17 protein-coding genes and 1 pseudogene are annotated in these 24746 nt (G+C 37.9%); 11 read left to right on the forward strand and 7 right to left on the reverse strand.

From position 1 onward, the window contains the following. Positions 1-13: 13 nt before the first annotated feature. From DEU42_RS15110 to DEU42_RS15120, 3 genes are read right to left on the reverse strand one after another with little or no spacing between them, the layout of a single operon-like run. The gene (locus DEU42_RS15110) at positions 14-937 is read right to left on the reverse strand and encodes a glycosyltransferase family 2 protein (RefSeq protein ID WP_114759164.1); all 924 of its coding nucleotides are present in this window, start codon (positions 935-937) and stop codon (positions 14-16) included. Positions 938-942: 5 nt separating this feature from the next. Further along, entirely contained in the window at positions 943-1812 is an 870-nt protein-coding gene (locus DEU42_RS15115) for a glycosyltransferase family 2 protein (protein WP_114759165.1), read from the reverse strand. Beyond that, positions 1812-2495, reverse strand: coding sequence for a cell division ATP-binding protein FtsE (locus tag DEU42_RS15120; protein ID WP_114759166.1), 684 nt, complete (start codon positions 2493-2495; stop codon positions 1812-1814). The genes DEU42_RS15115 and DEU42_RS15120 overlap by 1 nt, the downstream gene beginning before the upstream one ends. A 320-nt stretch (positions 2496-2815) precedes the next feature. On the opposite strand from DEU42_RS15120, the gene DEU42_RS15125 reads away from it, so the two are divergent. The 10 genes from DEU42_RS15125 (at position 2816) to DEU42_RS15170 (ending at position 18596) form a co-directional block, all read left to right on the forward strand. After that, positions 2816-5836, forward strand: coding sequence for a tetratricopeptide repeat protein (locus tag DEU42_RS15125; protein WP_114759167.1), 3021 nt, complete (start codon positions 2816-2818; stop codon positions 5834-5836). A gap of 9 nt (positions 5837-5845) precedes the next feature. Continuing rightward, on the forward strand, positions 5846-7612 hold the full coding sequence (locus DEU42_RS15130; protein WP_114759168.1) for a TonB-dependent receptor: 1767 nt from the start codon (positions 5846-5848) through the stop codon (positions 7610-7612). Positions 7613-7699: 87 nt separating this feature from the next. Then, entirely contained in the window at positions 7700-8152 is a 453-nt protein-coding gene (locus tag DEU42_RS15135; protein ID WP_114759169.1) for a hypothetical protein, read from the forward strand. Between the two features lie 225 nt (positions 8153-8377). After that, positions 8378-9994 (forward strand): asparagine synthase B, encoded by a 1617-nt coding sequence (asnB, locus tag DEU42_RS15140; protein WP_114759170.1) that lies wholly within the window; start codon positions 8378-8380, stop codon positions 9992-9994. Between the two features lie 226 nt (positions 9995-10220). Then, a complete protein-coding gene (gyrB, locus tag DEU42_RS15145) occupies positions 10221-12161 on the forward strand; it encodes a DNA topoisomerase (ATP-hydrolyzing) subunit B (protein WP_114759171.1) in 1941 nt (646 codons plus the stop codon). A gap of 231 nt (positions 12162-12392) precedes the next feature. Then, positions 12393-13328, forward strand: a complete 936-nt coding sequence (mdh, locus tag DEU42_RS15150; RefSeq protein WP_114759172.1) for a malate dehydrogenase — start codon at positions 12393-12395, stop codon at positions 13326-13328. 141 nt (positions 13329-13469) lie between these two features. Then, positions 13470-16415 (forward strand): protein translocase subunit SecDF, encoded by a 2946-nt coding sequence (gene secDF, locus DEU42_RS15155; protein WP_114759173.1) that lies wholly within the window; start codon positions 13470-13472, stop codon positions 16413-16415. 163 nt (positions 16416-16578) lie between these two features. Continuing rightward, the gene (locus DEU42_RS15160; protein ID WP_114759174.1) at positions 16579-17283 is read left to right on the forward strand and encodes a MotA/TolQ/ExbB proton channel family protein; all 705 of its coding nucleotides are present in this window, start codon (positions 16579-16581) and stop codon (positions 17281-17283) included. Beyond that, positions 17283-17675 carry an ExbD/TolR family protein gene (locus DEU42_RS15165; protein ID WP_114759175.1) on the forward strand — a complete coding sequence of 131 codons (393 nt, stop codon included), beginning with the start codon at positions 17283-17285 and terminating at the stop codon, positions 17673-17675. The genes DEU42_RS15160 and DEU42_RS15165 overlap by 1 nt, the downstream gene beginning before the upstream one ends. Positions 17676-17684: 9 nt before the next feature. After that, the gene (locus tag DEU42_RS15170) at positions 17685-18596 is read left to right on the forward strand and encodes an energy transducer TonB (protein ID WP_114759176.1); all 912 of its coding nucleotides are present in this window, start codon (positions 17685-17687) and stop codon (positions 18594-18596) included. Positions 18597-18769: 173 nt separating this feature from the next. Here the strand turns inward: DEU42_RS15170 and lgt are convergent, their stop codons facing one another. The 4 genes from lgt to folE form a co-directional block, all read right to left on the reverse strand. Then, positions 18770-19714, reverse strand: coding sequence for a prolipoprotein diacylglyceryl transferase (gene lgt / locus DEU42_RS15175; RefSeq protein WP_114759177.1), 945 nt, complete (start codon positions 19712-19714; stop codon positions 18770-18772). A gap of 67 nt (positions 19715-19781) precedes the next feature. After that, positions 19782-20033: a membrane protein insertion efficiency factor YidD gene (gene yidD / locus DEU42_RS15180; RefSeq protein WP_114759178.1), complete on the reverse strand. Its 252-nt coding sequence runs from the start codon at positions 20031-20033 to the stop codon at positions 19782-19784. A gap of 5 nt (positions 20034-20038) precedes the next feature. Further along, the gene (gene cysS, locus DEU42_RS15185) at positions 20039-21523 is read right to left on the reverse strand and encodes a cysteine--tRNA ligase (RefSeq protein WP_114759179.1); all 1485 of its coding nucleotides are present in this window, start codon (positions 21521-21523) and stop codon (positions 20039-20041) included. Between the two features lie 39 nt (positions 21524-21562). Continuing rightward, a complete protein-coding gene (folE, locus tag DEU42_RS15190; protein WP_114759180.1) occupies positions 21563-22234 on the reverse strand; it encodes a GTP cyclohydrolase I FolE in 672 nt (223 codons plus the stop codon). A gap of 305 nt (positions 22235-22539) precedes the next feature. On the opposite strand from folE, the pseudogene DEU42_RS15195 reads away from it, so the two are divergent. Continuing rightward, a pseudogene (locus DEU42_RS15195) lies at positions 22540-24746 on the forward strand (hypothetical protein); the annotation flags it as partial.

Raw genomic sequence — 24746 nt, forward strand, 5'->3', positions numbered from 1 at the left:
TTAAGGTAAGGGGTTAATAAGTAGTAGGGTTTATACCTTTCTTTATTAATTTCGATTTTATCATTTTTATTAGTTTGAGAGCAAATACAGGTGCATATAATAAAATCTGTTGCTTGTAATTAAGGTTAGCCAGATGAATGGCTTTAACCATTTTTTTATAAGTAGCCATGTCGCCGGCAAGTTTATACCTTTTGGCCATAGTATATCTATGGAAATCGAGGTATTTTTTTAGTTCCTTATTTCCGGGATTAGCTTTTTCGTAATAATCATGATCTACTATTGTTTTTCCGGAAAGGGATGAGTGCATGATTTGATTTTCTGAATACATGGTATACTCTACCAATGGTTTATTGCAATATGCCATACGATACTTCAGATGGGCTCTGATGTTAAAATCTACATCTTCCCCCATGCTGATTTTTTCATCATATAAGCCTATTTTTTCAAAAGTACTTTTTTTGACGCATAAACCTGAAGGGCAATAAATAGTCTTATTTAAGTTGCGAAGAAAAAAATTATCTACTATGCCGGACCCGATTGAAAAGGATGGAATAACGCCAACATTAGAAGGGTAAATTTCTTCATATTTTGTAGCAAATAAATCCGCTTCAGGATAATTTACTATCAGATTGTGTATTTCTTTTAAAAAAGCGGGTTTCCATATATCGTCGGCATCAAGAAAGGCAACATATTCGGCATGTGCATTTTTAATACCGGTATTACGTGAGGCAGAAAGGCCACTATTCTTTTCATGGTTTATAATACGGATTCTGCTGTCCTTAACAGTTGCTGCAACTTTAAGGCTTTCATCAGTAGAAACATCATTGATTATTACAACTTCAAAATCGGTAAAAGTTTGCGATAATACACTTTGCAGTGTAGCAGTGATATAGTTTTGTTTGTTGTAAAGAGGTATGACTACAGAAAAAAATGGCATAGCGATTATTTGATAGCACAAATATAACCAAGCCGGTAGATATCAAGGCAAAAAAGACTAGGGTCTTTTTTAAAGATCATTTTTTTCAGAAAAGGTCCTGTTAGTTTAAAGCCTATACTCACTAAACCTGTTAGGCTGTATTTTTTTAGTTTTTTGTAATGCCTCAGTAAGCCATTAACCTTTTCTATTCCCTGTTCATTCTCAAGAAACTTTTTTCTGCTTACAACAGATTCAAGACACTTTTTAAAGAAAACTTCATTGGCTTCAAGTCCTAAATGATAGATAGGGTTATCAATATGATTAACCTTTACATTGTTGGTATACAATTTATAGGCAAAGAATATATCCATACCATACAAATTTAGAGCGTCGGAATAGTTGTTTTCAAGGAAAATACGTTTTTTAATAAGTATGTTTCCGGAAAATATAAAACCATAAGGATTAAGATTGCGAATGGAAGCAGACCTTTCTTCCCTTTCTTTCCCATATTTGTAGCGTAAGATGTTTTTTCTTTCAGGTTTAGTTTTTTCGTAGGCATACCCTCCCAGAACAACCTGAAAATCTTTTTGCATTTCGAAAATGTACCTGGCGATAAAATCATTACTGACAGGTATTACATCGGCATCCAGAAATAAGATGTTTTCATACAGAGCAGTCTCTGCAAGTTTTTTTCGGGTAAGAGTACGCCCGAGGTTTTTCTCATTTTTCAGATAGGTTACATTTTCTAATGTGGTTTCAGAAGAAAAAACATTTGCAGAGGCATCATCCAGAACAATTATCTCAAAGGCTATATTTTCAAGTACAGCCATATCATGCAAATCCTTTACAAGCGGACTAACATTGTAATTGTATGTAGGGATGAGGATTGAAAGCATTAAACCGTTCTTTGTACCACTTCAAACAGTGTTCCGTTTTCGCATTTAAGCGTTTTGCTTGGAAACTTCATCAATAGTGCATAATCATGTGTAGCCATAATGATAGTTTTACCATTCTGGTTGATCTCACGAAGCAGTTGCATTACTTCCACACTGGTTTGAGGGTCAAGATTTCCGGTAGGCTCATCGGCAAGAATAACTTCAGGGTCATTTAAGAGCGCACGTGCTACAGCGATCCTTTGCTGTTCACCTCCTGATATTTGGTGCGGCATTTTGTGAGCTGCAGCTTTTAGTCCTACTTTATCAAGAACCTCGTTGATTTTTACATCCATTTCCTGTTTTTCGCTCCAGCCTGTTGCTTTCAGCACGAATAAAAGGTTTTCATAAACTGTTCTGTCCGGTAGCAGTTTAAAATCCTGAAAAACAACACCAATCTTCCTTCTCAGGTAAGGAATATCCCTTTCGCGAAGTGTCTTCAAATCATAATCTACAAAAGTTCCTTCACCATCTTTTAGCTTAAGATCGGCATATAGCGTTTTCATAAGGCTACTTTTTCCTGATCCTGTTTTGCCTATTATATACAGAAATTCGCCATGGTTTACTTCAAGGTTTATATCTGTTAAAACGGCATTGTTATCCTGGTAAATGGTAACGTCCTGTAAAGACAATACGGGTTGAGACATAGTTATTGATGTTTGTTTTGGTAAAAGTAATAAGATAACGCGGCTATTCAAAATTTTATTTCAGAAGGAAAGATAGGGGATTCAGTTTTTCAGTGACTTTTACGGTATGAGTTTCCCTCTCCCTTGGAGAGGGGTTAGGGGTGAGGCTAAAAAGGGTTAAAGTTGGGTTAAAATTACGGGTTATTCATACTCATAATAAGCAGGTTTAATGGAGTTGAGGTCTTTTTTAAGGAGTAATACTGTATACTAAAACTAAAATATCATCCGTTAAAATAAATAAGAATTGATATATTTGGCTTACCTAAAAAAACATAACACACATGCATAAACCAAACAGGCTATTCCTATATACTTTACCCTTTTGGGGTTTAAGCCTTTCGGCACAGCAATCATCAATTTATACTAATGAACTCAGAGATTTTGACAGGGCTGTAACGCTTTATAATGATAAGCAGTATCAGGCGGCTCAGATTCTTTTCGAAAAAACAAAGACTGAGAATAGAGAAATGGAGGTACAGGCTGACTGTGCTTACTATATTGCTAATTGCGCTATTAGGCTTGATCAGATGAATGCCGATGAGCTAATGGAAAACTTTGTAGAAGATTATCCAACAAGCACAAAGCAAAACCAGGCTTACGTTGAGGTTGCCGGTTACTATTTTGGGCAGGGTAAATACCCTCAGGCGCTGGAATGGTATGACAAAGTGGATGAAAGTAACATGAGTGTTACGGACAGGGACAGGTATAACTTCCAAAAAGGTTACAGTTATTTTAGTGCCGGAGATAAGAAACAGGCTGATAAGTACCTGAATAAGGTTATTAACTCTAAAGAATACGGTTCTCAGGCTAAGTATTACCTTGGCTTTATGTCATACGAAAGTGATGACTACAAAAAAGCGAATCAGCTTTTTGAGCAGGTAGAGGATAAGGACAAGTACAAAGAAAAGATGTCCTATTTCCAGGCGGATATGAACTTTAAGCTGGGTAACTTCCAAAAAGCGATTGATTTAGGTGTGCCACAGTTGCCAAAGTCAGATGCTAATGAAAAGTCTGAACTTAACAAGATAATAGGGGAGAGTTATTTTAACCTTGGTAAATATGACAAGGCGATACCTTACCTTAAAGAATACCATGGTAAAAAAGGCAAGTGGAATAATACCGATTTCTACCAATTAGGATATGCCTATTACAAACAAGGTGATTATGAAAATGCCATTACCCAGTTCAATAAGATAATTGAAGGTAATGACTTTGTGGCCCAAAATGCATATTATCACCTAGGGGAAAGCTACCTGAAAACAGGAAAGAAACAACAGGCACTGAATGCTTTTAAAAATGCTTCTGAAATGGAGTATGATGTGAAGATTCAGGAGGATGCATATCTTAATTATGCTAAGTTAAGCTATGAGATTGGTAACCCTTACCAGAGCGTGCCTGAAGTATTGGGTTCGTTCCTGCAAAAATATCCTGCAACCCCTTTTAAACAGGAGGTGCAGACGCTGCTTATCAACTCGTATATCACGTCTAAAAACTATAAGGAGGCACTTGCTTTACTTGAAAAGGATAAATCGGCAGTTAACAAGCCCGCTTATCAGAAAGTGACTTTCTATCGTGGACTTGAGCTGTTTACCGATGGTAATTACCAGGAGGCAATGGCAATGTTTAAAAAATCGATAGCCGAGCCGCGTGACGCTAAGATTACTGCCCGTGCAACCTACTGGAAAGCTGAAACAGAGTATGTTCTTGATGGTTTTAATGAGGCATTGATAAGCTATAAGCAATTTGGTGGAAGTGCTGAGGCTAAAAATACGCCGGAATATAAAAACTATAATTACAACCTTGCTTATACCTATTTCAAACTGAAAGAGTATGAGAATGCTGCTAAGTATTTTCAGGAGTATGTATCTTCTGCTGCAGCTAAAGGTGATGCTGTAAGGCTTAATGACGCCTACCTGCGTTTAGGTGACAGTAACTTCGTAACGGCTAAATACTGGCCGGCAATGGAGGCTTACAACAAAGCCATCGAGATGAAGGGTATTGATGCTGATTATGCTTTCTTCCAGAAGGGAATAAGTTATGGATTCGTAGCAAGGAATGAGAAGAAAATTGAAGACCTGACTAAATTCGTGTCGACATACCCTAAATCAAAATATGCAGATGATGCATTGTATGAAATAGGAAATACTTATGTTACAGAAAAACAGACTGAAAAAGCAATTGCAGCTTATGACAGGCTTATAAACGAATACAAAGGTAGTTCTTACACTGCGAAAGCAATTATGCGTCAGGCGCTTATTTATTATAATGCGGAGAAAGACGAACAGGCATTGGTTAAATTCAAAAAAGTAGTTGCCGAGTTTCCTAATACTCCTGAAGCTATGGAGGCTGTATCAACAGCACGCAACATTTATGTAGACAATGGCCGTACCGACGAATATGCTGCCTGGGTTAAAACGCTGGGCTTTGTTGATGTGAGCGATGCCGATTTGGATAATACAGCTTTTGAAGCGGCTGAGAAACAATATTTGCAGAATAATACGAAACAGGCAATCTCTACCCTGAGTAGTTATGTGGCTAAGTTCCCTAACGGAATTTCTGCCCTTAAAGCTAACTTCTATTTGGCACAATCCTATTATGCTGATGGTCTTGAAACAAATTCAATTCCGCACTATGAGTTTGTAATCTCTAAATCAAGAAGCGAATTTACAGAACAGGCTCTGGCAAGGTTGTCACAGATTCATCTGAAGAAGAATGATTGTGCTAAAGCGGTTCCTGTACTTAAGCGACTTGAAACTGAGGCAGATTTTCCTCAGAACGTAACCTTTGCGCAGTCTAATCTGATGAAATGTTATTATGATCAGCAGGATTATGCTAATGCAGTTGTATATGCTGATAAAGTATTGGCTAATAACAAGACCGAAGACAGGGTTAAGAGTGATGCCCAAATTATAGTGGCACGTTCGGCAATTAAAACTAACAATGAAACCAAAGCAAGGGAGGCTTATGCTAAGCTTCAGGCTATCGCTAAAGGTGAGCTTGCTGCTGAAGCATTATACTACGACGCTTACTTTAAGAACAAAGATGGAAAATATGAAGCTTCTAACACCGCGGTGCAAAAGCTTTCTAAAGATTATTCAGGCTACAAATATTTTGGTGCCAAAGGCCTTGTTGTAATGGCTAAAAACTTTTATGGACTTAAGGATAGTTTCCAGGCAACATATATACTGGAAAGTGTTATCAAGAATTTTGCTTCTTATGCCGATGTGGTGGCAGAAGCGCAAAAAGAACTTGATGCCATTAAAGCCGAAGAAGCTAAACGTAATTCATCTATCCAAAATTAATTTATAGCCATGAAGATCAGATTTCAATATATAGCCATAATAGCAGCATTTGTCTCGGTAAGTGGGGCATACGCACAAAAGAAAGACGAAAATATAGGTACAGAGGTGGTGAATGTGGTTAAGCCATATACACCAACCATATCTGATGCGTTTAAAGTAAAGGAAACACCTGTAATTGAAGACGAGGATAATACTCAAAAAGAGACTATTGAGTATAACATATTTTCATTTCCTGTAGCTTCTACATTTACACCTTCTAAAGGTAAGGCGGCAGGTGTAGACAGGCCTCAGAAAGAGAAACTGTATAGTAACTACGCTACTCTGGGTGTAGGTAATTACGGAACTATTAATGCTGAACTTTTTGTTACTGAAAATCTAAATCGTAATGAGTATGTGGGAGGGATGCTTCGCCATTTGTCTTCACAGGGCGGTATAGAAGAGGTAAAGGTTGATGATAAGTATTATAATACATCGCTGGATTTGACATATGGTAACCGACAAAAAGATTTTAGCTGGAATACCGATTTAGGTTTCCAGAATCAGGTGTATAACTGGTATGGTTTGCCTACTGAATATGTGAGTTTTGATGATTTGGGTGTAAATATCAATGGGATTGACCCAAAGCAAACTTATAATTCGTTTTACATAGGTGGAAGGATAGCTGCTGAGGATAGTTTCTTCAGGGATGCATCAATGCAATACAAGCGTTTTTGGGATGCGTATGGATCGGCAGAGAATCGTTTCTTTGTTAAGCCTTCACTTGATATTGATGTGATGGATGAAAAGATTAAAGTTGATTTCGTTGCCGATTACGTAGGAGGTACACTTGCCGATGATACGGAATTCCCAATTGATTACTCACATTTTAATTTAGGTATACAGCCAAGTATCATATATCAAAAAGATGATTTTTCAGCTCAGTTGGGTGCCGGAATATTCTATAGTATGGGTAAGATTGCCGATGATAAAGAAAATAAGTTCTATATCTATCCGCAGGCAAAAGTATCATATAAAGTTGTTGGAGATCTTATGGTGGCTTATGCCGGTGCTGAAGGAGCTCTTAAGCAAAATTCTTATGCCGATTTTGTGAGCCAGAATCCATTTATCTCACCAATGCAGATAGTAACACCAACAAACCAGCAGTATGATGTCTATGTTGGATTGAAAGGTAAACTGGCTAATGCTGTATCGTACAACATACGTGGTTCTTATATGAATGAAGATGATAAATCATTGTTCTTAAATTTCAATCCGGGCGTGCTTCCGGGACCGGGAGCCGATCTTCAGGGATTTCAATACGGAAACTCATTCAGTGTAGTCTATGATCAGGTACAAACGATTAGCTTTTTCGGAGAGCTTAAAGCTGATTTCTCTAAAAGTGTAAATTTCGGAATTAATGGAACGTTCAGTAGCTACTCTATGGATACACAGGCTGAAGCCTGGAACCTTCCGCAAATTAAGGTAGGTTCAACTCTTGATGTTGATATTACGGAGAAATGGTATGCAGGGCTTAATCTGTTCTTTGTAGGAGACAGGAAAGATCTTGTATTGCCGGGCAATACTTTCGCTGATACAGGAATGGATTATGATACAGAAGTAGTAACGCTGAAAAGCTATTTTGACCTTAACGCACATGTAGGGTACAAATACAGTGAACGCCTTACAGGCTTTATAAAGCTTAATAACATTGCTAATCAGGATTACCAAAGATGGGTAAACTATCCGGTACAGGGATTCCAGGTTCTTGCAGGGGCATCTTATAAATTTGACTTCTAAAAATCATATAAAAACTTAAAATTGAAAGATTTAAAGATTGGGTATTCTCAATTTTTAAATCTTTCATTCATTTAATCCTTAATCAAATTGACAACTCTTAAACATAAAGTACTTAACTACTATAAACAACAAACAGAAGACCGTATTGATGCCTTTCGTGATATGATAGCCGAACTTACTATCGATTCCGCTAATGATGCAAAAGGTTCGGCGGGGGATAAGCATGAAACAGCTTTATCTATGATGCATCTGGAGCAGGAAAAGCTTAACTATAAGTTGGGTGAATTTATTACTCAGAAAGGAATATTAGATAAGATAAATCCTGATGCCAAAACTACGAAGGTAGCAGTTGGCAGTCTTGTAAAGGCTAATGCAATGTATCTTTTTGTTAGTGCAGCATTGCCAAAGATCACTGTTGAGGGTATTAATATAATTGCGTTATCTCCTCAATCTCCATTAGGTACAAAACTTATAGGGATGGAAAAAGGATTTGAATTTGAGATAAGCGGAACAAAATATTTGATAGAAGAAATTCACTAATAAAAAAACCGATGTCAAAGCATCGGTTTTTTTATGATTTGTAACCTCTTTCTGAACAAAACTCTTCACTTGCTAATATATTTATGTGTTAAGTGTGTTTTATGTTTGAATATGTAAGCTTTATTCTGTTTTGTATTTTATAATTTAAACTAAAAGTTCAATTTTGTCTTGCTGATAAGAACTTAAAGCAGGGCTTTCAGTAAAAATTATAAAACAGTAGAGCTTATGTGTGGAATTTTAGCAATTATCGGTAAAGGAAAAGACGAGCAATTAGTGAAACAGCTTTCAAAAAGGATGTCACATCGCGGTCCGGATGAGAGCGATCTTCATGTAACAGAAAATGGTCATATACTAAGTCATGAGCGTTTATCCATTATCGATCTTACTACAGGTAAACAACCTATTCAGGGAACATCAAAGGCCTGGATGGTGCACAATGGTGAGATATATAATCATCAGAAGCTGCGCGATACTGTATTAAGCCATCATGAATTCAGGACTACATCGGATTCGGAAGTCATAGTACACCTCTACGAGGAATATGGTTATGAATTTTGCGATATGCTTGATGGCATTTTTGCTTTCGTTGTTATTAATGGAGACGATTATATAGCGGGGCGTGATCCACTTGGTGTAAAACCACTGTATTATGGCCTTGATGAAAGGGGAAGAATGTATTTTTCTTCCGAAATGAAAGCTATTGCGGACCAGTGTAAAAACTTTTCAACTTTCCCGCCGGGACATTATTATACTGCCAAAACCGGATTTGTAAAATATTATAGGCCGGAATGGGAAGATGCAGCAAAGGCTACTGATGAGGTTGATTATTTTGCCATAAGGGAAACATTGACTCAGGCGGTAGAGAAAAGGTTGATGAGCGATGTGCCAATTGGGGTATTATTATCCGGAGGACTGGATTCGTCGCTAACATCTTCTATAGCTGCACGTTTAATGAAAGATTCGGGACAAAAGCTGCATTCGTTTTCAATCGGACTTGGTTCTGATGCTCCCGATGCTGTTGCGGCACGCCTTGTGGCTGAGTTTTTAGGTACAGAACACCACGAGGTGCATTTTACTATAGAGCAGGGTATTGAAATACTTGATAAGCTTATCTGGCATTTGGAAACCTATGATGTAACCTCAATAAGGGCGAGTACACCCATGTATTTTTTAAGTAAGGCAATAACCGATAAAGGAATTAAGGTTGTGCTCTCAGGTGAAGGAGCCGATGAGATTTTTGGTGGTTACCTTTATTTCAGAAATGCGCCATCAGCTACCGATTTCCAGAAGGAAACGATTGAAAGGGTACAGAAGCTGTTTACAGCCGATTTGCTGAGAGCGGATAAGTCGACTATGGCACATGGTCTTGAGGCTCGTGTTCCTTTCTTAGATAAGGCATTTTTGGAACTGGCTATAAAGATAAAACCTGAAGAAAAACAGCCTAAGACTTACGATGGAGTAGAGAAATATATTCTCAGAAAAGCATTTGATACACCTAAGACGCCTTATTTGCCAAACGAGGTGTTGTGGAGGCAGAAAGAGCAGTTTAGTGATGGAGTAGGGTATAGCTGGATCGATACGCTGATTGAATATTGTTCAGAGCAGGTAACCGATGCAGAGCTTGAAGCAGCCGAGGAACGCTTCCCGTACAACACTCCGGCGACTAAGGAAGCTTATTTTTACAGGACGATTTTTCATAAGCATTTCCCACAGGTCAGTGCGGCCCAAACGGTACGCAAATGGATACCGAAGTGGCAGGAAAACACCGATCCGAGCGGACGCGCGAACGCGGCACACGTTCAGGCTGATACCTGTATTGCACAGGTTAAGATAGAAATATAATGTAGTAGTTTATATTTGAATTTTTAGTTTGTTTGTATAAAATGCTCCTTTATGGGGCATTTTTTCTGCATTGTTTTTAACACATTACTGGCTATTTGCCAAGTGGCTGTTGATTTTAATAAATTGTTGATAACTTACCTCCTAAAAGAGGTGTTTTGATAGCTTTATCCCTCCTGTTTTTATATATTTGTTCGTTAAACTTAAAATTTCGTTAACAAACAGTTTTATGAGTGAGGAAATAAAGAAAAACAATTATTCGGCTGACAGTATTCAGGCCCTTGAGGGGATGGAGCACGTAAGGATGCGTCCTTCCATGTATATAGGTGATGTGGGTACCAGAGGTTTACACCACCTTGTTTACGAGGTTGTAGATAACTCAATTGATGAGGCTCTTGCCGGACATTGTGATACTATTATTGTTGCTATTAATGAAGATAATTCCATAACCGTTGAAGATAATGGTCGTGGTATTCCTGTAGATATACATAAAAAAGAAGGCGTTTCTGCTCTTGAGGTTGTAATGACCAAAATTGGTGCAGGAGGTAAATTCGATAAAGACTCTTATAAAGTATCGGGAGGTCTTCACGGTGTGGGTGTATCGTGTGTGAATGCACTTTCAGATCACCTTAGGGCTACTGTTTACAGAGATGGAAAAGTGTATGAGCAGGAGTATGAAAGAGGTAAAGCAATCTATCCTGTAAAACAAATAGGGGAGACGGAGAAAAGAGGTACGACTGTAACTTTTAAGCCGGATGCTACTATCTTTACCCAGACTATTGAGTATTCTTATGATACGCTTGCAGCACGTATGCGTGAGCTTTCGTATCTTAATAAGGGTATTTCAATTACGCTTACTGATAAAAGGGAAAAAGATGATAAAGGTGAATTCCTTAGTGAGACATTCCATTCGCAGGAAGGTCTTAAGGAGTTCGTTAAATTCCTTGATGGTAACCGTGAGCCGATAATTGCTCATGTAATCAGTATGGAGACCGATAAGGGGGAAATTCCTGTGGAGGTTGCACTTATCTATAACACGAGCTACTCTGAGAATATTTTCTCTTATGTAAACAACATTAATACACATGAGGGGGGTACGCACCTTTCGGGTTTCCGAAGAGGTCTTACCAATACCCTTAAAAAATATGCTGATAACTCAGGGCTTCTTGAAAAACTGAAGTTTGAAATATCGGGAGATGACTTCCGTGAAGGACTTACAGCTATTATCTCGGTAAAAGTGGCAGAACCTCAGTTTGAAGGACAGACTAAGACTAAACTTGGTAACCGTGAGGTTGTAGCGCCGGTAAGCCAGGCGGTAAGCGAAATGCTAGAGAATTACCTTGAGGAAAATCCTAACGATGCCCGTACAATCGTACAAAAAGTTATTCTTGCGGCTCAGGCACGTCATGCGGCTAAAAAAGCACGTGAGATGGTGCAGCGTAAGACTGTAATGGGTGGTGGCGGACTTCCGGGTAAATTGTCTGACTGTTCTGAGCAGGATCCTGCAAAATGTGAAGTATTCCTTGTAGAGGGTGACTCGGCAGGTGGTACTGCTAAACAAGGACGTGACAGGGCTTTTCAGGCTATTCTTCCGTTAAGGGGTAAGATTCTTAACGTAGAAAAGGCAATGCATCACAAAGTGTTCGAAAACGAAGAGATTCGTAATATATTTACAGCTCTTGGAGTGACTATTGGTACACCTGAAGACAGTAAGGCGCTTAATCTTGAAAAACTTCGTTATCACAAAGTGGTTATCATGTGTGATGCCGATGTTGATGGTTCGCACATTTCTACGCTTATCCTTACATTCTTCTTCCGTTTTATGAAAGAGCTTATAGAGAATGGTCACGTATATATTGCGACACCACCTCTTTATATGGTTAAAAAAGGTACGAAGAAAGAATATGCATGGAATGATACCCAGCGCGATCAGATAACGGAAAGAATGGGTGGTGGATCTTCTGTACAGCGTTACAAAGGTCTTGGAGAGATGAATGCTGAGCAGCTTTGGGAAACTACACTGGATCCGGAGCACCGTACGCTTCGTCAGGTTAGTATTGACAGTCTTGCTGAAGCTGACAGGATCTTCTCAATGCTTATGGGGGATGAGGTTCCGCCAAGGAGAGAATTTATTGAAAAGAATGCTGCTTATGCTAAAATTGATGCATAACGGTTTTTCTATACAAACAAACACGCTAAAAAGGACATTCATTCGAATGTCCTTTTTTTATGAATTGGATTATTTTAAAAATAAATTAAAGATAACATGCTTTGGGAGGAATATTTTAGTAAATTGGTAAATCAAAGACAGATGTTGTCAATTTTTTGATGATATGTGTTTTGAACAAGTTCTTTAACCGATTTACAAACAATACAAACTAACCTAATTAAACATTAATTTATGAAAGTTACAATAGTAGGCGCCGGCAATGTAGGCGCTACCTGTGCAGATGTTATCTCTTACAGGGGTATTGCCAGCGAAGTGGTTTTGCTTGATATTAAAGAAGGCTTTGCTGAAGGTAAGGCTATGGATATAATGCAGTGTGCCACAACTACAGGTTTTAATACACGCGTTTCCGGAAGTACAAATGATTATTCAAAAACGGCTAATAGCGATGTGGTGGTAATTACTTCGGGGATACCCAGGAAACCGGGTATGACCAGAGAAGAACTTATCGGTATCAATGCCGGTATAGTTAAAGCTGTTGCTGAGAATGTTTTACAGCATTCGCCTAATGCGATTATAGTAGTGGTTTCAAATCCCATGGATACAATGACTTATCTTACGCTTAAGGCTACGGGTATTCCTAAAAACAGGATTATTGGTATGGGTGGAGCGTTGGATAGCTCACGCTTTAAGTATTATCTGTCTAAAGCGCTGGATAAACCATCTAATGATGTTCAGGGTATGGTTATTGGCGGGCACGGCGATACAACTATGATTCCTCTTACCAGGCTTGCTTCATATAATGGAAGTCCTGTGTCGGATTTTCTTTCACAGGAGCAGCTTGAAAAAGTTGCAGCAGATACGATGGTTGGTGGAGCTACTTTAACAGGGCTTTTGGGTACTTCTGCTTGGTATGCTCCGGGTGCTTCGGTGGCTTATCTTGTGGATAGTATTCTTAATGATCAGAAGAAGATTATTGCGTGCTCGGTATATCTTGAAGGGGAGTATGGGCAGAGCGATATTTGTATAGGTGTTCCGTGTATTATAGGAAAAAACGGTATTGAAAAAATTGTTGATATTAAGCTTAATGATGCTGAAAAAGTATTGTTTACGAAGAGTGCAGACGCTGTCAGGAGCATGAATGCTGATTTGAAATCGGTACTTGTGTAATGTAAACGTCAATAAAATAAGGAGACTACCATTGGTAGTCTTTTTTTTGCGATATAATTAGTAAATAAATTGGTTAATCTTATCTGAAATTATATATTTGCTCGTTTTAAAAAAATTGGACATAATTAATTTTAACAAATAATGCAGAATAAGGGACTCATTAAGTTTTTCGCAATCGTATTTGCGTTAGTATGTATTTACCAGCTTTCCTTTACATTTGTTTCAAATGGAATTGAGAAAGATGCTAAGGCTCATGCCAATGGCGACTCTGACAAGGAAGTTGCTTATCTTGAATCGATGAAAGATTCAGTAGTGTATCTTGGTTATACATACGATGAAGTAAGAAACAAACAAATCAACAAAGGTCTTGACCTTGAGGGTGGAATTAACGTAATGCTTGAGATATCAGTAAAAGATATCGTTAAAGGCCTTGCTAACAATTCTAAAAACCCTGTTTTCAACAAAGCTCTTGATGAGGCTAAGAAAAACAGACAAGGTAACCAGGATTATCTTGATGCTTTCTTCGTTGCGTTTGATAAAGAGTCTAACGGTACTGTAAAACTTGCTTCACCGGAACTATTCACTAACAGAATAATGGGTGAGGCTGTTAATACAAAAATGACTGATGATCAGGTTAAGGCTGTTATCAGAAAAAAAGTAAGCGAGTCTATTGACAGTGCTTTCGGTGTATTAACTGAGCGTATCGATAAATTTGGTGTTGTTCAGCCAAACATTCAAAAACTTGGTGAATCAGGACGTATCATGGTAGAATTACCTGGTGCTAAAGATATTGACCGTGTTAAAAAACTTTTACAGAGTACTGCTCAGCTTGAGTTCTGGGAAGCTTACAAAGTAAATGACCTTCAGGGCTTCCTTATGGGTGCTAACGAAGTGCTTAAAAAAACTGAAAAAGATGTAAAAGTTGCTGAGACTGCTACTGCTTCTCCAACAGATACACTTCTTACAAATAAAGCAAAAGACTCAGCTGCTGCTCCTGTTAAAGGTGCTAACCCTTTGTTCGAAAAACTTACACCGGGTCAGGGTGGTCCGATAATCGGTATCGCTTCTGTGAAAGATACTGCTAAAATCAACTCTTGGTTAAAAAGAGCCGATATTCGTGGTCTTCTTTCTGCTGATCAGCGTTACGCTCGTTTTGCATGGGGTAAAGAAGATGTTAGAAAATCAAAAGGTGTTCTTGAACTTTACTGTCTTAAAACAAACAGAGAGGGTATTCCTGATCTTGCAGGTAACGTAATTACAGGTGCTAATGCAGCATTTGACCAAATGGGTAAACCGTCTGTAGAAATGCAGATGAACAACCGCGGTGCTCAGGTTTGGGAAGAAATGACAGGTAAAGCATACAGAGAACAAGGTTTTATTGCTATCGTTCTTGATAATGTTGTTTATTCTGCTCCGGGTGTAACTTCAGGTCCAATTGCAGGTGGTAATTCTCAAATTTCAGGTGCATTTGACGTAACTGAAACAAAAGACTTAGCTAACATCCTTAGAGCTGGTAAACTTCCTGCTTCTGCTGATATTGTTCAGTCTGAAGTGGTAGGTCCGTCTCTTGGTCAGGAAGCTATTGATAACGGTATTATCTCATCTATTGCAGGTCTTTTACTTGTATCTCTTTGGATGGTTGTTTATTATGGTAAAGCAGGTTGGTTTGCTAATGCTGCACTTGTTGTAAACGTATTGTTCTTATTTGGTATGCTTGCAAGCTTAGGTGCTGTACTTACATTACCTGGTATCGCTGGTATCGTACTAACAATTGGTACTGCGGTGGATGCTAACATCATTATATACGAGCGAGCAAAAGAGGAGCTGCGTCACGGTAAATCGCTTGATGAGGCCGTTAAGATCTCTTATAGCTGGAGAGGTGCTATGTCATCTATCACAGATGCGAACGTAACGCACGTACTTACAGGTCTTGTACTGTTGATTTTTGGTACAGGTCCGGTTAAAGGTTTCGCTACAACACTACTTTTAGGTATATTCACATCATTATTTACATCGCTTTTCATTACAAGATTGTTCCTTGACTGGAGTATCAGAAAAGGTGGTGAGCTTACATTTGTAACCGGTCTTTCTAAAAACTGGTTTACTAACTTCCATTTTGATTTCCTTGGAGCTAAGAAGTTTACTTATATCTTCTCTTCAATCGTTGTGATTGTAAGCTGTGTGTCTTTCTATGTAAATGGACTTGATCAGGGTATCGACTTCGTTGGAGGTAGGACATTTCAAGTGAAGTTTGAGAAGCCGATAGTTGCAGATGATATTAAATCTGATCTTGATAATGTATTCCACCAGGGAGTAGATGTTAAGGTATTTGGTAATAATTCTCAGCTAAGAATTACAACTAAATATAAAGTTGAAGAAAATACAGTAGAAGCTGATACAGAAGTAAACAAAATGCTTTTTGAGTCTCTTAAGAAAAACTATTCTAATATTACTTACGATCAATTCGTAAATACTTATGAGGGTAAACAAGTTGGTATTCTTTCTGCTTCTAAAGTAAGCGGTGTAGTTGCTGACGATATCAAGGCTAACTCAGTATGGGCAGTTCTTGGTGCTATGGCTATCGTATTTATTTACCTAATGGTAAGTTTCAGAAAATGGCAATATTCACTTGGTGCTATCGCAGCAGTTGCTCACGACGTTATATTCGTATTGGGTATCTACTCGCTTTGCTACAAATTCATGCCTTTCCATATGGAAATGGATCAGCACTTTATCGCTGCTATCCTTACGGTTATCGGTTACTCGATGAATGATACGGTAATTGTATTTGACAGGGTAAGGGAATACCTTACAGGTAAAGAAAAAGGTAGCTTTAAAGATATCGTAAATGCTTCTGTTAATACTACTATGTCAAGAACGATCAATACATCATTAACAATGGTTCTTGTATTAGGTATCATGTTCATCTTTGGAGGTGATTCTATAAGAGGTTTCATCTTCGCGATGCTTATCGGTATCGTGGTAGGTACATATTCTTCACTATTTATCGCAACTCCGGTACTTGTTGATTCAATGCCGAAGAAAGATAAAGACCTGATTGTGAAACAACACAACGAAGAGGCTTAATAATCTTTGTTAAATTATACTAAAACCTGTCTGTGAAAATGGACAGGTTTTTTTTATTTTGCTTTTGTGCATACGTAAAAAAGCATATATTCGTTATCATTTATAAATAAATACTATTGCCTTTGGGCAAAATTACCTTTTCAAAGAAAACCTTTATCAGAACATGACAAATCTAATTTTCTTACTTCAGGACACTCTGGCTGTGGCAAAAGATGCTCCTGTTGATGCGGCTGCTGTAGCGACTCAGGATCAATCAATCAATTTCTTTTCGATGTTAATGAAAGGTGGGGTGATGGTATGGCCAATTTTGGCTTTATTGTTCTTTACACTTTATGTTATTATTGAAAGAGCATTATATATCAGCAAACATAGTAAGGAAGATGCCGGACTTATAAATGATGTTCGTTTTCAGCTTAATTCGGGTAAGATTGAAGCAGCACAAATTACTGCCAGTAAAGCAGGTACTGCTTATGGAAATATCCTTGAAAGTGGGATTGCCCTGGTAGGAAGACCTTTGAGTGAAATTGAAGGTATGATGGAAAAGACGACCAATGTTGAAATTGGACTTATGGAAAAGAAACTAGGCTGGTTAGGTCTTGTTTCAGGTATTGCACCTATTTTGGGTTTCATCGGAACTATTTCCGGTGTAATCAAAATTTTCTATACGATTTCAATTACTGAGAATATTAGTATTGGAAGTATATCAGGAGGTCTTTATGAAAAAATGATCAGTTCAGGTTTAGGACTTATTGTAGGTGTTGTTGCTTATTCAGGATACCATTTTTTTAATATGCTTATAGATGGGTTTGCATTAAAAGTTCAAAAGCAGGTTATTCAGTTTGTTAATGTAATTACAACAGGTAAATAATGAGAGTAAGGAGAAATAAACGTTTTCATGCTGAGATCGCAGCTTCTGCGCTCAGTGATATCATGTTCTTTCTACTGTTGTTCTTCCTGATTATATCTACTTTGGCAAACCCGAATGTTATCGATTTGATGTTGCCTAAAGCAGATTCTAACAAAACAACAGATAAAGCGCATATTACTATTTCTGTAAATGCTGACAAACAGTATTTTATAGATAAACAGCAGGTGCCTTTTGAAGATCTTGAATCTACTCTAATGTCAAGGATAGCGGGAAGTGGGGATAACGTTGTTATTGTGAGACTTCCTAAGGATCTTCAGGTTCAGGATATGGTAGATATATTACAGATTGGGCAGAAGAACAAACTGAAATTTTCTATTGCTACAACAAAATAAAGAGGTATAATGGCTTTTACAATGACAGGAGAGGAAAAGAAATCACTGGCGATTACTACGGTAATATTTGTGCTGGCGGCTCTTTTTTTATTCCTATTTAAATATACGCAGAAAGATGACCTTATCGACCTCGCCGAACTTGAAGGTGGTGGTGGAGGAGGTGGTGTTACTGTTAACTTTGGTGATAGTGATGTAGGTTCAGGTGCTGACTTTAGAAGTGAAGTGCTTGAAGTTACAGAGAGGGTAAAACAGGCTCCTACTCCCGTTCAGGCTGATGAGGAGGAAGTCGTAGCCAGTGATCTTGACGATGCTCCGGCGGTCGTGAAAACAAAGCCTGTGGAAAAAAAAGATCCTAAAAAGGTAGAGACGAAGCCGGTTTCGGTTAAAGCGCCACCACATCCTTCTAAAACTACTTCTGATGCACTTGCGAATATCCTTAATGGTAACAATAAAGGGGGAGATGGAGACGATGGTGTTGCCGGAAACAAGGGTAAGCTCGGAGGAGATAAAAACTCAGGTAGTTACTACGGAGATGGCGGTAGCGGAGGAGGTACCGGTGGTGGAAATGGTTCCGGTAACGGGACAGGAACAGGACCGGGCTCAGGAAGCGGAAGTGGAGGAGGAAGCGGTGCAGGTCGTGGAACAGGTGTGGGTAACTACAGACTTTCCGGACGTAAAAATCTAAATACTCCAAAACCACAATACAGATGTAATGAAGAAGGTACTGTGGTTGTTCAGATTACTGTAAACAGAGCCGGTAAGGTTATTAAAGCTGAAAGAGGCAGGGGAACGACTAATGCGGCGCAATGTCTTTTTGAGCAGGCAAAATCAGCTGCTTTCGATACTAAGTTTGATAGTAGTGATTCTGCTCCCGAAACACAGGTTGGAACTATAGTTTATAATTTTAAACTGACAGATTAATATTATAATATATCAGAAAAAACAAATAAGCCACGCACTGCGTGGCTTATTTGTTTTAAAACTAAAATGGGTTGGTTTTACTGAGATAAAACTTGTACAAGGATTATCCATATTTATTGTTCGAAAAGGGCTTCAAAAAAGCATAAAAAAAACCGCCCTAAGGCGGTATCTATTTATAAAGTTTCTTGTCTGTTTTTTGCAGTAAATACCAGATAGATTCCTGCAATTATGAAAGGTATACTCAGCCACTGACCGGTTAGAAGACCTCCGGGAAGAACGCTTTCAAAACCTCCCTGGCTTTCTTTTACATATTCTACAAGAAAGCGTACTGTCCATAATAGGATAAGGAAAACTCCAAAGATAAGACCGTGTTTTTTGCGGGCGTCTGTCTTCCAGTACATGAAATAAACTATAGCAAACACAAAAATATAACCAAATGCTTCATATAGTTGTGCCGGATGTCTGTAGGGTATCGTAGCTAATATGTCTGCAAACTTGGGGTTGTGTTCGACTGCATCATATGCCGCGTTATAATCCAATATTTTTGTTTTGGCAATAATTTCATTTTTACCAAGCGTTTCTTCTCCTCTGATAAATCTTACGGCTGTTGGCAGGTCAGCAGAGGTTGGTTTACCTAATATTTCGCTGTTGAAGAAGTTTCCAAGTCTAACGAAAATTCCACCGCTGGCTACAGGGATTACAACTCTGTCTAACATCCATAAAAGAGGACGGTGAATAATTTTTTTGCTGTACCAATACATGGCCAGTATGATGGCTATGGCAGCTCCGTGGCTTGCGAGTCCCGCAAATCCAGTAAATTCAAACTCCGGAGTGAATCTAAATGGTAAAAGTATTTCTGCGGGATGCTGGCTGAAATAATCCCAGTCGTAAAAAAAGACATGTCCAAGTCTTGCTCCTAAAAGTGTTGCGATTAAGGTGTATATGAAGAGTTTGTCCAGTTTTTCTGCAGATTCACCTTCACGGTCATATATTTTTTTCATTAAGAACCATCCTAGTCCAAAGGCTATTACGAAACCAAGGCTGTAATAACGGAGTGTTATTGGGCCTAAACTAAATCCTTCAGGCTGGTTCCATACAATGCTTAAGCTGTGTATCATGTATTGTCTGTATTAGTTGGCGTAAATTTAAACAAATGTGTATGTCTTACAAATGTAAATAGATTAATTAATGTTTGCGGCGGCATTTTTTTTCAGGCACGGGGTCATAACCTGATCCTCCCCAGGGATTACAACTTAAAATTCGTTTAATGCTTAGCCAGCTCCCTTTAATAAGACCATGCAATTGCAATGCTTCAATTGTGTATTGTGAGCATGTCGGAGAGTACCTGCATGCTGCAGGGAGTACCGGAGATATAGCGATCTGATAAAAGCGTACCAGCGCTATAAAAGGTGCTGTGAGTAAGCTTTTTAGTTTCAAAGCAATTAGTTTACAGAAAAAGTTGTACCTTCTTTAGTGTCTTTAAGTTCAATGCCTAATTCGGTCAGCCTGTTTCTTATTTGATCTGATAAAGCAAAATCTTTGTTTGCTCTAGCTTCATTTCTCATTGTAATGAGCATATTTACGACACCTTCAAGCTTATCATTTCCTGTTTCTTCTGCAACATCATTTTTAAGCCCTAAAACGTCGAAAACAAAAGCATTCAAAGTTTTAGATAATAATTCAATATCTTGTGAATTAATAGTTTCTTTTTCTTCCTTTAGAAGATTGATATATTTTACAGCTTCGAATAGCTGGGCTATAAGTATTGGGCTGTTGAAATCATCATTCATTGCATCATAGCAAGATTGTTTCCATGAAGCAATATCGATACTTGAAGGTGATGATGAATGTTTAATCTGCTTTAGGTTATCCAATGCATCCATTAATCGGTTAAAACCTTTTTCAGCGGCAATGATTGCATCGTTTGAAAAATCAAGTACACTTCTGTAATGTGCCTGTAACATAAAAAATCTTGTAACAGAAGGGCTGAATGGCTTACTTAGCTTGTCATTATTTCCGGAAAAGATTTCTCTAGGAAGAATATTATTTCCAGTAGATTTTGACATTTTTTTACCGTTAAGAGTAAGCATATTAGCATGCATCCAATAATTTACAGGCGATTGTCCCGTGCAAGCTTCATTTTGAGCAATTTCACATTCGTGATGAGGAAATTTAAGATCCATGCCTCCTCCGTGTATGTCAAAATGATTACCCAGGTACTTAGTGCTCATTGCAGTACATTCTAAATGCCAGCCAGGAAAACCATCTCCCCAAGGAGAAGGCCATCGCATAATATGTTCAGGTTCGGCTTTTTTCCAAAGAGCAAAATCCTGAGGATTTCTTTTTTCATCCTGGCCACTCAAATCACGAGTGTTGGAAATCATGTCTTCAAGATTTCGGCCACTTAATTTACCATAATCGTGGGTTTCATTAAATTTTACCACATCAAAATAAACTGATCCATTGGATTCATAAGCGTAGCCATTAGCCAAAATTTGTTTAATGGTTTCAATCTGTTCTATAATGTGTCCTGTAGCAGTAGGCTCAATGCTTGGTGGCTGATTGTTGAAGAGTTCTAATATTTGGTGGAAATCAACAGAGTATTGCTGTACAATTTCCATTGGTTCTAACTTTTCAAGGCGTGCTTTTTTTGCGATTTTATCCTCTCCTTCATCAGCATCGTCTTCAATATGACCAACATCAGTTATGTTTCGGACGTATCTTACCTTGTATCCCAAGTGTTTTAGATATCTGAAAACCAAATCAAATGAAATAAAGGTTCTACAATTCCCTAAGTGAACATTACTGTAAACGGTGGGACCGCATACATACATCCCTACTGATCCTTCGTGAAGAGGAGTAAATGTTTCTTTTTCACCACTTAGTGAATTGTATATTTTTAATTTTTGATTTAGATATAACTGCATAGTTTTAGTTTTGCCTAATTGGTTTTGTTTTCAAAGATATTAAAACTGTGTGTCCAGTTTAATGTAATCTAAAAATTCTCGTCTCACATTTTCATCTTTGAACTTACCGCCAAATTCAGATGTTACCGTACTGCTTTCAATATCTCTTATTCCACGAGAATTTACACAAAGGTGTTTTGCGTCAATTACACAAGCAACATCCTCGGTGTTAAGTACTCTTTTTAATTCCTGTACAATTTGAATTGTTAGCCTTTCCTGAACTTGTGGTCTTTTTGCAAAATAATCGACAATTCGATTCATTTTTGAAAGTCCAACAACGGTTCCGTTGGAAATGTATGCTACATGAGCTCGACCTACTATGGGTAAGAGGTGGTGCTCGCAGGTTGAATAAACCGTAATATTCTTTTCAACAAGCATTTCTCCATACTTGTATTTATTTTCAAATGTTGATGAACCAGGTTTTTTTGCAGGATTCAGTCCTCCGAATATTTCTTTTACAAACATTTTAGCAACACGATTAGGTGTTCCTTTGATGCTGTCATCCGTAAGGTCCATGCCTAGGGTGTGAAGTATGTTTTCAACATCAGCTTTTATAGATGCGATTTTTTCATCATCACTAAGTTCAAAAGCATTGTCTCTTAAAGGGGTTTGTGCATTTGTCGCAATATGGTTATCTCCAATTTCGTCTTTAAAATCTTCGTTGTGAGTCATTAATTCTATGTTTATAATAGGGATATGATAGTTTCAGTGTGCAAAGATAACTATAAAAGTTGATTTTAAATTATTTGGATAATTTCTATTGTTTCAATAAATAAAGGAAAAGATACTAAAAATAAGAACTGTAGGAATTAATTGAAGTCGGTTTTTTTAAAATCCAAAAAAAATAAAAAAATATAACTTTTTTTTGTCAGTAAGGTAGGGTAAGAGTCGGTTTGGCTGTTATAATAAAAAAATAAAACTTTTTTGTTTTTTTTGAATCAATTTTGTGTAATTTTCGCGTTTCTAAAATTAGCCTAATGAATAAAAAGTACCTATTATTACTAATCTTTAGCCTTTTGGGGTTAAGCATGTTTCCTCAACAGGGGCCTGCGGTTCCTTATGTAACGGCTGTTTCTGGTATTCCTATTTGTAATCCGGGAGAATGTACAGAGCTTTCAACACTTTACTTCGATACAGGTGGTACAACCTCTTATGATGTTATCCAGATTCCCTACAATCCACCGGCAAGTTTTTCGAATAGTATTTCTGGTTCCGTGCCTTTACAGGCTAATCAGGATGATTATTGGTCTAATATTATTAACCTTACGCAACCAGGAACTCCAACATTTAAGTTCTGTTTTTTTGGTAATGTATATGAGAATTTACTTTTAAGTACTAACGGTGTTGTTACATTTAGTATCGCTCAAGGCGTAACTCCAGGAGGTTTATATTCACCTGCTACACCAAGTACTTGGGTAATGAATGGTACTCAGATTCCAGTAAACCCTGGTGGTCAGAATGCTCCTTTTTTAAATTCTATTTTTGGTGTTTTTCAGGATACTAATCCTCTTGCTACTGGTACGCCTAATGATATGGCTATGAACTATAGAATTTCGGGAACTGCTCCTAATAGGATGTTTATATTAAATTTATACAATCTGAATCAATTTAGTTGTAATAATAACCTTCCTCCTCAAATTAGTCAGATGGTTTTATATGAAACTACAAATGTTATAGAGGTATATATAGGTCAAAGAACTCCTTGTATGCAATGGAATGGAGGGTATGGTGTAGTTGGTGTTCAGAATAGTACAGGTACAGTTGCTTATTTCCCTCCTACCAGAAATGTAGGTACTTGGTCCGCAAGTAATGAAGGTTGGCGTTTCAAACCGAGTGGACCAAGTGTAGTAACAATCGATTGGTTTGAAGGTCCCACTGCATCGGGAACTGCTATAGGTACAGGTCCAACTATTAATGTTTGTCCTGATAATTTAACAACTTATACAGCAAGAGCAAGTTATTTAATGTGTGATGGTACAAATGTTGTTGTAACTGATCAAATTGATGTTAATATAGGTGAAGATCTTCCTTTGAATGTTCAGGATATAACTTTATGTGGTGAAGCTCCTTTTACTATAAATTTAAATGATGTTAATGATAATGTTCTTAATGGTTTAGATCCAAATTTGTATGAATTAAGTGTGTTTGAAAGCCAGTTTTTACAGGAGGAAGGATATGGAGCATATACTACTGCTCAACTACAAAATTTTCAAGTAAATGCAGGTGAAGAAAAAACTATTTATGGAAGGATTCAAAATTTTGATACAGATTGTTTAACATTTTTTCAATATGTTGTTAAAGCTGGTGCGCAACCTGAAGTTACTCAGCCTGCTGATATGCAAGTGTGTGATTCAGGAAATGATAGTGTTGAAATTTTCGACTTAACGAGTAATGATGCTCAAATTTTAGACGGGCAGGATCCTACTGATTTTAATGTAACTTATCATACTACTTCAGCTGGTGCAGATATTGAGGATAGTTCAATAGCTGATCCTACTGCTTTTAGTTCTGGAGATACAACCATATATGCCCGCGTTACTAATGTAGATAATGCAGATTGTTTTAATGTGACTTCTTTTGATTTGATAGTAACTCCTATACCTCAGGTTGTTGTGCCTGCAGATGGATTTGCTTGTAGTGACATAGGTTATATTCTTCCCAATCTTTCCGTAGGGAATTATTATACTCAATCAGGAGGTTTAGGGACACAATTAGCGCAAGCTTCAACTCTAACAGATTCGCAAACCGTTTATGTATATGCAGAATCTGCAACTACTCCGAATAATTGTTTTACAGAGGGTAGCTTCTACGTAACAATTTACCCTACTCCGGTAGTAGAAGACAGAGCGGACCTTCAGGCTTGTGATGCTTACGAGCTTCCTGCATTAACAACAGGTAACTACTACACAGGAGCTGGTGGAACAGGTACACAACTAAATGCAGGTGATTTTATTACGACAAGCCAGACGATATACATCTATGCCGTAACTGGAGATGCTACTACGGTATGTTCAGATGAGTCAGACTTTGTAGTAACGATAAACAGTGCCCCAACAGTTTCCCCAGCTACCCCATTAGAGGAGTGTGCTGACAACTTTGACGGCTATGCGTACTTTGATCTTACCCCAGCAGGAGTAGAGATATTAAACGGCCAGAGCGGTCTTACGATCACCTACCACAGCAC

It is taken from the genome of Flavobacterium sp. AG291, assembly GCF_003350375.1.
GTDB classification, from domain to species: domain Bacteria; phylum Bacteroidota; class Bacteroidia; order Flavobacteriales; family Flavobacteriaceae; genus Flavobacterium; species Flavobacterium suzhouense.